This is a genomic window from Delftia sp. PX-1 (genome assembly GCF_055797465.1).
This window is the reverse complement of sequence record NZ_CP184764.1, coordinates 82,859-96,442: the sequence shown is the minus strand read 5'-3', so window position 1 is coordinate 96,442 and position 13,584 is coordinate 82,859. Positions and strand designations below refer to the sequence as shown.

The 13,584-nt window shown below is 60.4% G+C and carries 10 protein-coding genes and 2 pseudogenes; 5 read left to right on the top strand and 7 right to left on the bottom strand.

Features of this window, described 5'->3' with window-relative positions:
- Positions 1-872: 872 nt before the first annotated feature.
- On the bottom strand, positions 873-1,064 hold the full coding sequence (locus ACN20X_RS29520; RefSeq protein ID WP_060733818.1) for a 3-keto-5-aminohexanoate cleavage protein: 192 nt from the start codon (positions 1,062-1,064) through the stop codon (positions 873-875).
- 238 nt (positions 1,065-1,302) lie between these two features.
- The gene (locus ACN20X_RS29515; protein WP_375294357.1) at positions 1,303-1,668 is read right to left on the bottom strand and encodes an RraA family protein; all 366 of its coding nucleotides are present in this window, start codon (positions 1,666-1,668) and stop codon (positions 1,303-1,305) included.
- Positions 1,669-1,939: 271 nt separating this feature from the next.
- On the opposite strand from ACN20X_RS29515, the gene ACN20X_RS29510 reads away from it, so the two are divergent.
- The 4 genes from ACN20X_RS29510 to ACN20X_RS29495 all read left to right on the top strand — a co-directional run bounded on the left by ACN20X_RS29510 (position 1,940) and on the right by ACN20X_RS29495 (position 6,913).
- Complete coding sequence (locus ACN20X_RS29510) at positions 1,940-3,532, top strand: LVIVD repeat-containing protein (protein WP_473210859.1); 1,593 nt, start codon at positions 1,940-1,942, stop codon at positions 3,530-3,532.
- A gap of 75 nt (positions 3,533-3,607) precedes the next feature.
- A complete protein-coding gene (locus tag ACN20X_RS29505) occupies positions 3,608-5,056 on the top strand; it encodes a hypothetical protein (RefSeq protein ID WP_150126576.1) in 1,449 nt (482 codons plus the stop codon).
- A gap of 607 nt (positions 5,057-5,663) precedes the next feature.
- Complete coding sequence (locus ACN20X_RS29500; RefSeq protein WP_233392219.1) at positions 5,664-6,419, top strand: hypothetical protein; 756 nt, start codon at positions 5,664-5,666, stop codon at positions 6,417-6,419.
- A gap of 26 nt (positions 6,420-6,445) precedes the next feature.
- Entirely contained in the window at positions 6,446-6,913 is a 468-nt protein-coding gene (locus ACN20X_RS29495) for a hypothetical protein (RefSeq protein ID WP_473210858.1), read from the top strand.
- 122 nt (positions 6,914-7,035) lie between these two features.
- On the opposite strand, the gene ACN20X_RS29490 is transcribed toward ACN20X_RS29495, so the two are convergent.
- The 3 genes from ACN20X_RS29490 to ACN20X_RS29480 all read right to left on the bottom strand — a co-directional run bounded on the left by ACN20X_RS29490 (position 7,036) and on the right by ACN20X_RS29480 (position 11,295).
- Entirely contained in the window at positions 7,036-7,140 is a 105-nt protein-coding gene (locus ACN20X_RS29490; RefSeq protein WP_231909773.1) for a hypothetical protein, read from the bottom strand.
- 133 nt (positions 7,141-7,273) lie between these two features.
- A complete protein-coding gene (locus tag ACN20X_RS29485) occupies positions 7,274-8,230 on the bottom strand; it encodes a tripartite tricarboxylate transporter substrate-binding protein (RefSeq protein WP_417926451.1) in 957 nt (318 codons plus the stop codon).
- A 149-nt stretch (positions 8,231-8,379) separates the two neighbouring features.
- Complete coding sequence (locus ACN20X_RS29480) at positions 8,380-11,295, bottom strand: Tn3-like element IS1071 family transposase (RefSeq protein ID WP_003049965.1); 2,916 nt, start codon at positions 11,293-11,295, stop codon at positions 8,380-8,382.
- A 144-nt stretch (positions 11,296-11,439) separates the two neighbouring features.
- On the opposite strand from ACN20X_RS29480, the pseudogene ACN20X_RS29475 reads away from it, so the two are divergent.
- A pseudogene (locus ACN20X_RS29475) lies at positions 11,440-11,703 on the top strand (transposase); the annotation flags it as partial.
- A 307-nt stretch (positions 11,704-12,010) separates the two neighbouring features.
- Here ACN20X_RS29475 and ACN20X_RS29470 read toward each other — a convergent pair.
- Together ACN20X_RS29470 and ACN20X_RS29465 are read right to left on the bottom strand one after the other, a co-directional pair.
- Entirely contained in the window at positions 12,011-12,805 is a 795-nt protein-coding gene (locus ACN20X_RS29470; protein WP_008328897.1) for a 2-keto-4-pentenoate hydratase, read from the bottom strand.
- A gap of 252 nt (positions 12,806-13,057) precedes the next feature.
- Positions 13,058-13,582 (bottom strand): annotated as a pseudogene (locus ACN20X_RS29465) (IS91 family transposase); the annotation flags it as partial.
- Positions 13,583-13,584 lie beyond the last annotated feature (2 nt).

Sequence of the window (13,584 nt, the reverse complement as noted above, 5' to 3'; positions counted from 1 at the left end):
AAGCTCGGTAGCCGCCTGGATCTAATCATCCGGAGTAAGTTGCGTGCGCTCGGCGTTGGCCGAGCGCACAGGCTTCTTGGACGCGGCGGGCCTCTTAGCGTCGACGCGGACGGGCGATTTGGTGGGCATGTCAGATAATAGTTTGATGATTCGGCTCGAGGCGAGTGCGATTTTGGCCGCGGCGGGGCGCGTTAGCCAAGGCACTCGCCAAAAACTTTGCCGCAACCCCCTCGACCGACCGGACGTCAGGTCGGTAGTTGGTGGCTGATTTAACCGGTCGAGAAGAGGGCGCACCTGGAAGATGAAACATACAGTCAAGTATGCACGTTTGCCGCACTATAGAGCCGTTCAGGCCCGAGTTGTCCGGCAGGCTAATTAAGCGCACGCCCCGAAGAGGAGCGGAGGGCGCGCTGACGGGCTGCGCGGCCCCAGTCCCGACGCGCCGATGCGCCGAAGGAGTCTGACATCCATTCTTTCACCGGAAGTGCAGATACCGCGGCAACTATTCGGACGAAAGCGGGTGACCCTGCGGACTCACGGGGCAACAGTACCGCTGAGTTGATGCTGTCGTCTTCGATGTTTACGCGGACGGAGCGCACTGCGACTGCAGCATGGCGACGCCAGTCAAAGAAGTCGCACGCGACCGTCAAGTGGCGGCAGAACGGAACCGTCATTCGGCGGGTCTTCATCCTCCAATCGCTGTTCAACTCGGTGGCGTAGGCTATCAAGGCGCGCCTCGAGGGTGGTAGTCGGCAAATCCACGCAAAGTGCTATGCAATTTCTAGTTCGTTTTCGGCAGCCGGCCAATATTGTGCTCGAGCGGGCACCTCCTGGTTTCAAGCCGGGTAGGAATGCCGCTCATCACCATGCGGTTAGGGAGGGTCCTCTGCGGCCGTCGCGGTTTCCATGTTCATTTCGCGAATGATGCGCACGATGCGCTCCGTCAGATGTTGCCGGTTAACTCGCCCTCGACGGTAGTACAGCTTGTCCTCCTGGCCAACGTGAGCATGCCCCCCAAAAAGCAGTGCGGCCGTCAGAAGCACCTTGCGCTTGGTCATTGCCATTCCTTCATTCCTTCGGAGGAGGTCTCGGCTTCAATTGTGCCGGTCCGAGCGATGGGGTCGCCGTCGCTCCGAGTGCAGTGGCTTCACGCCGTGCGCGGGAAGCGGGCTAAGCGCTTAGTCGACGACCGAGAGCTTGGAGATGCTCTCCAGGTCAGGACATCATGATAGGAACCGGCGGCTCGAAGTCGCTCTTCGGCATTTTGTTCGTGCTCGTGCTGAATCCGGGAAGCGTTCAAGATCACGTCCGCCTCTGACTCGGCACGACCATGATCCCGTCCGAGTCCGCCAGGACAATGTCGCCTCGTTCGACCGTGAGATCGCCGACTGAAACGGGGTCGTTGTGCCAACCAAAGTGATTCGCCAGACCACCACGGATGGACACGCCGGCCGCCCATACGGGCAGCCCGGCCGCGTCGATGGCAGCCAGGTCACGAACCGCCCGTTCGTCAACACTCCCGCGATCCCTCGGATTTTTGCGCGGATCGCGGCGCTTCCGCCCCCGCAGGTCCTGCGATCCGTACCAAAGCCGTCGATCACAAGCACTTAGCCTGGCGCAGCGGCTTCGACAGCACGCATAAACGCGAGGCCGTTCCCCGGGCAGCATCGAACCGTGTATGCGGGCCCGCACATGGCAATAGCCTTGGAGACAGAGTTTGGAGTCACGCTCGATCAAGTTGGACAGGTGGAGCGACGCGATGTGCTGCTCTTCTTGGCGGCGCGCGGGCGGGTAGGTAGTTCTGCTCTTGGTGTAAACCCCAGCGGCGAAAGCCAGCCAGAACAATATGATTCATGGTCCGTACAGAAGTGTATTGCTCTAAGGCGTGTTAGCCGCAAGGTGTCAGGCGAATCCTTTCCTAAATTCAAAGGAAACAACAATGAAGACCAGCGTTCATCTCAGTTTGCCGCTCCTTGCGGTAGTCAGTACAGTAGCGTTGGTTGCGTGCGGGGGGGGCGGGGGCAACCCAGTCGTAGCGCCGGCACCCGAGCCGTTGACCGTTGCCAAGGCAAGTTGCGCCACTGGAAACCGCCCGGAAACGGGCCTGCAGGGCCAAGTGGACGCGTCCCTCCGGGCGAACGGCTTCAATGGATTCAACTGCAACTTAGACCTCGTGGGTAGCTACAAAGGTGACGGCGCCGGTGTTTCCTTTGCGTCCTTCAAGGATCATGCGGGACGCACGTGTACCTACCATTCGACCTCCACGCCGGCACTCGTCGGTGGTCAACCGGTTGGCTTGCAGAACCCGGGCGTGACCGTGCTGGATATCACGGACCCGGCCACGCCCATCCGAACGGCATCACTTACCTCGATTGCGATGATCGATCCGTTGGAGTCGATGCGGCTAAACGGGCAACGACAGATTTTGGTGGCGAGCAACGGCTACGCAGGCGTCGGCGGTTCGGAGGTGGACGTCTACGATTTGTCTAGTGACTGTCGCACTCCCCAGCTTCTGGCTTCAGCGCCCGTCGGGACCGGAGCGGACGGTGGCGTTTACACACCCAATTCGCCATTGTCCAAGGGGCATGAAGGGGCCATTTCCCCTGACGGACTGACGTACTACATGGGAGACACGACGAATAACGTCTACCGGGCAATTGATATTACGGATCCTGCCAAGCCGAAGCAGATCGCCGTATTTGACATGAAGGACCTTCCCGGCAAAGCGCATGGTCTGTCCGTGAGCGCAGACGGCAACCGGGTTTACGCAGCTGCGTTCGGACAGCCTACATTGGCGCAGGTTGCCGACCCGGCCGCGTATCCCATCAACGGGTTTGTTGTGCTCGACACTTCGGAAGTACAAGCGCGCAAGCCGAACGCGGCTATCACGCTCATATCTACAGCCTTCCACAAGGACGGTTCAGCGGCACAGCACACCTTGCCTATGAAGGTCGCGGGCAAGTCGTATCTGGTGCAGGTCGACGAGGGCGGATCGGCCGGCGTCCTAACTGACGCCGGGTTCAAGGCTGCGTGCGCCGCCAAACTGCCACCGTTTCCGATGGCTCGAATCTACGACATACAGGACGACAGCGACCCGAAGCTTGTTTCTAAGCTCATGCTGGAAACGCACGATCCCGCCAACTGCGCCAAGGTCGCTCCGGACGTAGTGGGACTCGGCTTATATGCTTATGGCAGTCACTTCTGCTCGGTGGACAATCGCGAGAACGCCACAGCACTTGCGTGTGCCTATTTTAATTCCGGCATTCGCGTCTTTGACATTCGGGATCCTGCCAAACCGAAGGAACTCGCGTACTTCAATCCCGCTAGCGGTCCGTTGTTGCCGGGATCGGTTCACGCGACGTTGCAGCAGTGGCGCGAGAAGGGGCCTGACTGGTGTGGCGCGCAGCTCCATTTCGACTTTGATCGCAAACAGCTAGTGTCAGCGTGCATGGACAACGGGGTTCAAGTTCTTCAGTTCGCTCCGAATACATGGCCGTTTGCACAGAGTGTGGCATCTGCTCTGCAACAGTAAAGCGTCAATCTTCGGATCGTTAGTTGCGCCGCGCTACCCTACCGGGTAGTTGCGCGCTTCTCAGTTAACAAGTGAATGAGTGAGCGTCGCGAACCTACCTGTGCCCGAATGGCCGTGCTCGGGGTTCGCATACTTCTTTTGGGCGCCCTGAGCGCGCCGCTTTCAGCGTCTGCGCACTTCTTCGCGCAGCCGTACACAATGCCGGTGCCGTTCCAGGTATACGCACTAGCGGTGGGGCTGGCCTTGGGACTCTCCTTTCTTCTGATAGGCGTCTTTGCCGCGGTTCCGACGCTTGGACCAAGCGCCCCTGAGGCAGGATGCCCGGTTCCTGCGTCAAGGCTTGCCAGATGGGCTTCGGGTGTTGGCCGGGTACTTAGTGTGGCGCTTCTAGTGCTGTGTATTGCCACAGGGGCAGTGGGCACGAAGAATCCGTTCACCAATTTCAATATGTCCTTCTTCTGGATCATATTTGTGCTGGTGATTCCTTACGCGGTCGCGCTGCTGGGAAATTTTTATTCCAAAGTCAATCCTTGGCTGGCGATCGTCGATACCCTCGAAAAGGTGCTCGGAGTTTCCTTTGCGGGAAAACTTTCTTATCCAAAAGGGTTAGGGCACTATCCGGCACTTTTACTCTACATAATTTTTATCTGGCTCGAATTATTTGGGGCTTTGACGCCGCGTGGGCTGTCGCTATGCCTTGTTGCGTACACCGTCACCAATTTGTGCGGTGCATGGCTGGTGGGTTCTCGAGACTGGTTCCGCTATTGCGAGTTCTTTGGTGTCATGATGCATTTTTTTGCATTTCTCGCGCCTTTAAGAAGGGCGAGGAATGCGTGTTTCGCCAAAGAGGCGGCAACCGCCGTCGGTTTCAGCCTTTCTGTTTTTGTGATATTCATGCTTTCGTCAACCGCTTTCGACGGAGTGCACTCGACGTTGCCGTTCGCTCATCTGTATTGGGTCTGGGTGCTTCCGCTCATGTCCCCCTTGCTAGAAGCGCTAGGCGCAAACACGCGCGGGCTCGCGACCTCGCTCTACTATGTTTGGCAGTGGGCAATGCTATTGGTTATGTTGGTGTTTTACGTGCTTGTCTATACCGCGTTCATCTGGATGGCCAGGTTCGTGGCGCGTTCGCAGCATCCAATCCAAATGCTCATGAATAGGTTCGCACTTTCGCTTATTCCTGTTGCATTTGTCTACCACGTCGCACATTACTTCACGTTGATTTTCTCGCAGGGTGCCCAACTGGTGCGCATTGTTTCCGACCCGTTTGGCTGGGGTTGGAATTTGTTTGGAACGGCGAACGTTGATCCGGCGCCGCTGATGCTTGACACGGGAATAATTTGGCACTTGCAGGTGTCGTTTATTTTGATAGGACACGTTCTAGGCGTCTACTGGGCGCATGTCGATGCTTTGGCGGTGTTTGGCACTCGCAAGGCGGCACTGGTGAGCCAGTTACCGATGCTATTCTTGATGTTGTTCTTGACGACCTTTGGTCTTTGGATCCTGTCGTTGCCTATTGCATAACATGACAAAACCGTTTGCGGAATATTTGGTCGCCAGTTCGCTCCGCCTTTGGCGCTCGCTAGTGCTGTGTCTTTGCGCCGTGTATGGCCCCGCTTGGGGATATGAGGCGGACGTGCACTATGGGCTGACTAAGTGGCTTGCGCTGCAGGCAGGGTTTCCCGAGCAACAAGCCGAACTAATTGCCACAGGCAACCAGCGGGTGGACTTTGGCTCCATCGAGACGATTCGCCTCCTTACGGACTACGCATGCCTAAGGCCGGACAAGGAGTCCGCGGAGGAGATGCGTGCATCCCATTACCCAGTCGGAGGCGCCGACCCCGAGGGTCAGGGCGTGGTGGCCGGAGGGGCCGCAGCGCGTCAGCGCGTCACCGCCGTGACCAAGGCGGCAACGTCTTCGCGAGCAGGCGAACTGCTCTTGGCTTTTGGCGCGGCCTTGCATTCGTTTCAGGACTCATGGGCGCACGCCGGTGCAATAAGTGGGCCGCCTGCTGCCCTAGGGCTGCCTAACTGTCAAGCCCCGTTGTGGACAACTGCGCCCCTTACCCGAGGGGGGCCGGAGCGTCACGGGGCCGACCTGCTTCACACCTCTCCAAGTTCGGCGCTTGAGATGGCCAAGCAGACCTATGTACTGCTGAGGAGCTTTCCCGCAGTTCAGGGACATCAAAGATCGTCAAAGCCGTGGGTGGACGTCGAGAACAGTCTCATCACGCTACTGAAGGCAGACACCAAAGAGGCGTCGGCGGCTTGGTTTAGGGTCGAGGGCCTTAATGACGTGAGCTTCTTGGCGGCTATTAGTTTGCCCAGTGGAGCGGGAAACTGGCCTCTTCCACCGAAGAGCCGAATTCTGCCGAAGTTTACCGAGCCAAGATCGCTTCAGTACGATGTTCCCGAGGATCTAAAAAGCTTCTTCCATCGGTTCTTTCTCCGGTGGCTAACATCAAGCGACCCGGCGTCAGCTGTGGTGGAGAACGCAGACCCTGCGCACGCATCGCAATTAGGCGCCAGGCTCAAGCTTTGGAGGCTGCGCGATCACGGGAGCGCTTCGGCCTTGCTCCATAAAGAAGGCGCACTTAGCAAGGCAGATCTTCGAGCCGTGGAAAGTCGGGCAAGGACTACAGACGCTTACGCTGCATATGCTGTATTGAATGACGCGCTGCTTCCTGTGCGTGGGATCGAGAGCTACCCGTCGCCAATACTTCCGTATGTTATTCGCGTGATACCGGCGGCTACTGAAGGCGGGAACGAGCGCAGTGCCGCGATCGCGAAGATTCGTCATGCCCCGTACGACGAGATCATTGTCCTTGCCGAGAAGAAGTCAAGCGGATGGCAGGTCGTATCAGTTCAATCGGTAGTGGATCACTAAGTAGTTGATCTTCAACGGGCCACAGTGTGAAGCTGAAACACTTTTTCGTCGCAGGCATGGCAGTCGCGGTGCTCCTGGCTGCTGTCGCAATTCTTGAGCGCTCGCCATCGAGGATCAGTCCCCAACTCACCGCTTCGATTGTGGCCGAGCAATTTTGCTTGCCTCTCCCGTCAGAGGCTAAGGTGCCAAACGATGCTGCAATTAACAACGCTATCTCGGTCGAAGTTCCTGCGGTGCCCCCACGCTTCGAGAATGAAGCTAGTCGTGTGATTCTGGTGAAAAAGGATGACGTCGTTCGACTGGACGTTCAATCGCCTGTCGAAGGCGCAGTTGGGGTTCACGGACTTTCAGAAATCGCGCCAATTCTGTCAGGTAGCGCCACTTCCTTGACGTTCCGCGCGATATATGCGGGCCGGTTCCCTCTGCACTTTCATGGGGTCGATGGCTCTCACTTCGAACTTGTCGCATTGCACATCATTGACGGGACGAAGTAGGGCACGGCCAATTGTTACGGTGGGCATCGTGCAGTCGCCGGATATTGGTGCGCAGTATTTTCGAGATGTTCGCGCCGTCGCGAACGCCGACAGACTGCCGGACGGGGCAGCTTTGATCTCGGTCATGGCTCGCTATGGTCTGGTCTCAGAGCCGCATGTCGCGGTGGGCCCAGCACGATCACGTTGTCGCCGTGTTCGATGAAATGGCAACAGGCCAACTGCTGCACGAGCTTGCCGTCAATAGAGGGCTGGTAGGCCAAGTCGCCAAGTCGCAGGTCCCCAGCGGTTTTTCTGGTCTACAGGGCAGGAGCTCGCAGTTCGCTTCGGGGCGAACACAGGACTTCGATCCCCAGCGTTGGACTATGCGATTCCAAGTTTCGCAATGACATTCGGGCTGGCCTGCACCGCGCTGCGGCGGTGATAGAAGTCCAGCGCCCGCAGTCCGCCGAGTTCGGCGCCGCCGCCCGCGCGGCCGGGGCCGCCATGCAGCGACATGGGCATCACGTTGCCATGGCCGGTCTGGGCTTGTGCGACGTCGGGCGTGATCACATGAACGCGCCCATGGCTGGCGGCGAGTTGCACCGACACCAGGCCGAGCGCGACGTCGTCGGCGCCATAGAGCGAAGTCACCAGCGAGCCCTGCCCGCGGTGCGCGAGCGCCATTGCATGATCCAGGTCGCGATAGGGCAGCAGCGTGGCGACCGGGCCGAAGACCTCGACGTCGTGCACCCGGTCGGCCGCGTCGGCATCGCGCGCGCCCAGCAGCACGGGGCCGATGCAGGCGGCGATGGCCGGGTCGGCATCGACGAGCGACTTCGCGCTGCCGTCATGCAGCACCTCGGCCTGCGCCTTGAGCGATTCGAGCCCTTCGCGCACCGCATCGAGTTGCGCCCGGCTCACCAGCGAGCCCATGCGAACGCCCTCGTTGCGCGGATTGCCGACCGTGATGCCCGCGTTCCACATCTTGCCGCTGGCATCCTTGTACAGCGGCACCTTGGGGAAGATGCCGTCGGGCTTGGCGCCCATCAGCACCAGTGGCTTGACCTTGCCGCCTTCGATCAGCGCACGGGCCTCGGGCAGCGAGCACGACACCACGTCCACACCGCCGGCCAGCAGGTCCTGCAGGCCCGGTGCCGCGCCCTGGCTGGGCACCCAGGCAATCGCATTGCTGGCCGCCTTGTTGTCGACCAGCCATTGCGCCAGGCCCAGGTGCCAGATGCCGCCCTGGCCGGTGCCGCTGGCCTTGAGCTTGCCGGGCGCGGCCTTGGCCGCGTTCAGCAGGTCCTCGGCCGTCTTGTACGCGGCGTCGGCGCGCACCAGCACGGGGTCTCCTCGTTTTCAGTGCAATAAGTGACGGTACGAAAAGCTAGCACTGGCGCGGAGGTGGTGTTGGTAGATCGTTGATTTCATTGACTTTCCTGTTCACTTTCAAATCTGCGATTCGTGGCGTCAAACCGTGGTCGGTTTCATCCATTGGTGCCAGTTATCGATGCATTTGGCCGCGAAGGCAGGATTTGGTCAGCATAGCGGTCAACCGGGAAGCGAAACACACCCCGCAAGTTGATGCTCTCCAGCCTGGTGGGCGCAATCTTCCCGATCAGTTCCGGTGGAATGACCTGGCGGCGGTTCGACCAGCGATCCAGGACCGCCTGCATCTGTGAGGTATTCCACGCCATCACGATGTTGGCCATCAGGCTCAACGCATCGGCCACAGCCTGCATTTCATCGACACGTTTGGCCTGCGCCGGGCTGATCCGGCCGGTATAAATGGCGCGCTTGAGGGCGTTAACAGCCTCGCCCCGATTGAGCACCCGGCGCAACTCGTTCCTGAAAGCGTCCTTGACAAAGTAGTCAGCCAAAAACGCCGTACGCAGCAACCGCCCCAATTGCACGCCAGCCTCATAGATTGGATCGCCCTGGGCGGCAGAACCGAACCGCGCAAGAGCTGCCACCGCACTGGCATGTCCGCTCATGACCGAGGCTGCCAGGTGCACCAGACTATCCCAATGCTTTTCGATCAAAGCGACGTCGACATTGGCTTCGCACACCGCAGCGATTTCTGCGGGCACTTTGGTGCCGCGTGGCACAAAGAGGTGGCGCTGTTTGAGTTCCTTCAACCGCGGGCAAAGATCAAAACCAAGCAAACGGGCATGTGACATGGCAAAGTCGGTGTAGCCATGGGTATCCACAGCAAGCTGGCTGGTCTCCAGCTTTTCTTGGCGGATGACACCTTCAATGGCCACGCCCGCCTGGCGCTCATTGAGCACAAAGGGCTGCGCATGGAAGATGCCCCACCGGTCTTTTACATGGGAGTAGATTCCAATGGAAGGTGTGTTGCGCCGAGGATCAAGCCGGGCTTGCCACACCCGTTTGGTGGTCTCCATGCTCATCATGTCAGAAGATGCCAAATCGGACCGCCCCCAGGTGGCGGCAATCGGGTGTCGCTGCATGAATTCCAGCACAGCCTGGCAGGCCTGGCTCAGACGCCGTTCGTCCCGCGCCCAGCGCATGGCCTGGCGAATGCTGGTGGCAGACAATTGCGGAATCATGCGCGCGCATTCGACCGCAGTCAGACTGGTGCCGTGGGCCATGATGCCGGCATAGACCATCAGCAGCTCGTCGGTAGAGCGCGGCTCACGTCCGAGCATGATCCAGCTAAAGCGCACCTGGGCGTCAACGGCCAGAATCACTTCCGGCAATTGAACCTCACCGATGCGGTGATCCAAAGCCGCGCGCAGCTTGGTCACTTCTGGGTCTTCGTCCTCTGCGGGCAATGGCGACAAATGGAGTTCATCATCCACGCGCAGTACGCCACTGCGGGCTGCAGCGGCCACCGCATCGACACCGGCAGTTACTCTGGCCAGCAAAGGCTTCAAGAAAGTGGCAGCCTTGCTGGGTAACGATAGACGGGCATAGTGTTTCTTGGACTCTGCCTGCCAACGCTCGTCCGTGAAGAACAAGCGCGCACGACCCCGAAAGCTCAGGCTGTGCTCAATCCAGACCGAGCCATTGCGCACCGCGCGGCGCAGGGCAAACAGGGTGGCCACCTCCAACGCCTGAAACGCCCGTTCCCGGTCTGGGCTGGAGATCGAAACCTGCCAGATCATTCCCAGACTTGGTGCCACCACTTCAACTGGCAGCTTTCTGGATCCTTTGAGATATAAAGCTTGCAGCTTGGCAAGGTACTCGATGGCAGGATGCTCGCCGGTGGCCTGCCAGGGCAGCTTTGCAATGGCGACGAGCAACGACCGCACGGGGCGAATTCCATCAATCAATCCCTCGCGGACCAGGGAGGCCCTGCTCGGTGGTTTGCGTTTCTGGGTTTCGGTGATCAAGGCTTCAAGACGGGCACGCAACTCAGCATCTGGCACCGCACCTTGCGCGCTCAAGGCAACAAGTTCGCCGAGCAGCGTTTTGTACATTGCGGCCCAATTGACGGTAGCGGGGACATCGGCGGCAGCCTGACGCCACAGATCGGCGATCCGGCGCTGCACCATAAGGATCAACTGGTCTGTGGTGGTGAACAGGCAATACCGAAGAAAGCATGCGACCTCCACGGTGCGCGCTGGCTCTTTGATCTTGGCTCCGGCTGAGGGCGGCCTGGAGACAAGTCGGCGCGCGTAGCGGCGCAAGATGAGATCGGGGATGTCTGCCAGGTGCTTATGAACGTCCAGCGTGTAAAGCAGGTCGATGCGCTCCAGTACCTCGCTGATTTGGCGGGTTGAGTGTTTCGCCGGTGCAGCCCATAGCCAACTCTGCTGGGTTTGTCCATCTGGGCGCAGCTCTGAAACTGAGGCTCGCCAGCGATCAAGTGTTGCTGGATCAACGCTGGCGGCGATGGCGGTGCCTGTTTCAACTTCAAGCTGGGCAAGTGCCGCCGCAATCAGTGTCCGAATTGCCCGCTCGTGCACGATCACCAGCTTGTTCTTGTACAGCCATTGACGCGCCCGCACGAGTAGCTGATCGCGGTCGGCGCAGCGCGCCACTTCGTCGCGCAGTTCACGTACCAGTGAGCGGCGCTGGTGCTCGCTCATCCACTGGAATCCAAGGACCGTGCAGGCTACTTGTTGGTGATCGAATAGCGTGCGCCCGCGTTCATACATGGCTCTCAGCGAGGCGACTTCTGGTGCTGCAATGCCAAGCTCGTTGCCAAGGTGGCGCCACAAGGCTACTGGAATTACCCGAAAGGCACCGAGCAAACGCCCACTCATGCGCAGGAAACCAATATGGAGCGCCAGACCAAGCTTGTGGGAATCACCTCGGCGTGCATTGATTGCGTCGCGCTCGGCACCATCGAAGGTGAAAAATGCCTTCATCTCGAAGTCGCTGATATCGCGGGGGAGCCCACGCATCCCCAAAAACGTTGTGTGCCAACCCTGCATCGTGAACCTCAAAAGTGGGAGGCCACCATACCCGTTTACAAAGCGAACAGGAAAGTCAATGAAATCAACGGTCTACCCAGACCACCCCCGCGCCAGTGCTAGCTTTGCGTACCGTCACTTATTGCACTGAAAACGAGGAGACCCCATGTCTCCATGGCGGGAGTGCACCGGGTCGCCTCGTTGGTACAGCGCTGGGTGCTGGGAACGCACCACGGTTCTGTGCAACCCGAACACCTGGACGCCTATCTCGATGAATTCGTGTTCCGTTTCAACCGGCGCACATCCAGCTCACGCGGGATGCTGTTTTAACGCTTGCTGCAGCAAGCGGTGGTGACGCCGCCAGTGACGTATGGGGATGTCGTGAGCAAGAACACCGGGGAGAGGCAATCGGATACCATTGCTGGATGAAATCACAGTGTCAATGGGGCTGATGGAGCTAAGCGGATACCCCTTGCAGGCATACAGTTGCTTGAGGAAGGGCTTGCGCGGTCGGCTCGGCGCCGACCCGTGGCAGCGCTTCATTTGATCGCGGCCGAAGTCCGCACAAGGCTGGTGGCTGTCACTCGACCTCTCTGCAGGCCATCGTAGAGGCGCCTCCACCGGCCGCTCACTGGTCAAGGTGTCACGCGACCGCTCACGCTGCACTGGCGTCTTTGATGGAGCCGTTCGTTGACCGGGTTGATGTGCAGGCGATCCGCACCTATCAAGTGTCGTTTCACAGACGCCGCACAGTCACATCTACCGACCAAGCGTCCCCAAACGAAAACACTCCCGTCAACCTCCCCCCCACCTCCAGCTCACAAGCCTTTGTCAGCCCACCCGTGATCACCAGATCACCCGCCTCCAGCCGCTGACCAAACGCGGCCAGCTCCCGCGCCAGCCGCGCCACCGCGTCCAGGGGGTGGCCGTCGGCATCGGCGCCCACGCCCTGTCCCAGCGTGTGGTGGCTGCCGTCGTGCAGGCGCACCGCCACGGTGCCCGCCGCCATCAGGTCGGTCACCGGCAGGCGTGGCCCGACGACGACCTGGCCGGCGGACGAGTTGTCGGCGGTGTTCTGTTCGAGGTTGAAGCGGTAGCCTGTCCAGGTGGAGTGCACGACTTCGAGGCAGGCGTAGGCGCCCTCCACGGCGGCGACCACGGTGTGGCGGTCGACGGGCGCGTGCCGCGCGTCGAGGGCGGTTTGGAGGCGCAGCCCGATCTCGGGTTCGACCCGCGGCTGCACCAGGCGCTCGTGCACCGCGTCGCCCGAGTTCAGCAGCATCCGGTCGGTCAGCGGCCCGATGTTGGGCCGGGCTATGCCCATCTGGCGGCGCATCACTTCCGACGTGTAACCCAGCTTCCACCCGACCACGCGCTCGCCGGCGGCCAGGCGCAGGCCGAGCAGCGCGCGCTGGATGGCGTAGGCGGTGGCGAGGTCGGGCGTGCCGATGGTGGCTGCGGCGTCCAGTGTCCGACCGGCCTGGCGGGCGGCCCAGATCGCTTCGGCGAGTTGGTTGGGCGTCTGGGTCATGGGGGGGCTCCGCCTGGAAAGGTTGAGGGTGGGGCGCGCCGGCTATGGCAGGTCGGGGGATAGGAAATCCAACCGCATGAGCACAAGTATAGCACACGTTTGGGGCGTCTCAGGCATGCACACAGGGGACTGCTGGGTTGATTTCTCAAAGCCAGTTGCCCGAGATTTTTCGGTATGACCCGTTTTTGGCGGTGACAGGCGCAGCGCTGCCTCGCAACGTTGGCAAAACCACTGTTAACCGCTGTTGCCACCCTACCAACTGACGCGCTGATCGACCTCGAAGTCCGGGGCCGGTTGGGTCGCTTCATCCCAGTCTGGGGCTGGCTCCACGCCCTCTGCGGCTTGCGCGTCGCACTCGTCCCACAGTGGCGGCCCGCGTGCCGGGGTGATGTGCGGCGGCTCCGTCTCCACCCCGATGTGCTCCAGTATTTGGCGGATATCGGCACTGTGTGTGATGAAGGCGATGATGTGCATTTGCCCGCCGCAGATGGGGCACAGCAGCGGGAACACCTCGTAGATACGGGCCATCAGCACCGCCCACAAATAGTGCGCCGGGCGCTTGGGTGGCACCGGCTGGGCGGGCTCGGTCTGGGTTGGCAGTGGGCTTCTTACCCCAAGTGCGCCCTCGCCTGCAGCCGTGCTGGCTGGCTCGGCTTGCACCTGCGCCGGTTTCACCGCTGCATCACGCGCCAGCGCCGTGACGGCAGGCCTCAAGGGTGAGTTCGGTGCCAGCACGCCAAAGTAGCGGTGGCGGTGCGTGCGCGGCGGGGGCACCAGCT

Excerpts from the sequence above, each read along its gene's own strand:
- ACN20X_RS29510 (WP_473210859.1), top strand. The coding sequence starts at position 1,940 with ATGAAGACCAGCGTTCATCTCAGTTTGCCGCTCCTTGCGGTAGTCAGT.
- ACN20X_RS29505 (WP_150126576.1), top strand. The coding sequence starts at position 3,608 with ATGAGTGAGCGTCGCGAACCTACCTGTGCCCGAATGGCCGTGCTCGGG.
- ACN20X_RS29515 (WP_375294357.1), bottom strand. The coding sequence starts at position 1,668 with ATGCTGCCCGGGGAACGGCCTCGCGTTTATGCGTGCTGTCGAAGCCGC.
- ACN20X_RS29500 (WP_233392219.1), top strand. The coding sequence starts at position 5,664 with ATGGCCAAGCAGACCTATGTACTGCTGAGGAGCTTTCCCGCAGTTCAG.
- ACN20X_RS29470 (WP_008328897.1), bottom strand. The coding sequence starts at position 12,805 with ATGACCCAGACGCCCAACCAACTCGCCGAAGCGATCTGGGCCGCCCGC.
- ACN20X_RS29480 (WP_003049965.1), bottom strand. The coding sequence starts at position 11,295 with ATGCAGGGTTGGCACACAACGTTTTTGGGGATGCGTGGGCTCCCCCGC.
- ACN20X_RS29520 (WP_060733818.1), bottom strand. The coding sequence starts at position 1,064 with ATGGCAATGACCAAGCGCAAGGTGCTTCTGACGGCCGCACTGCTTTTT.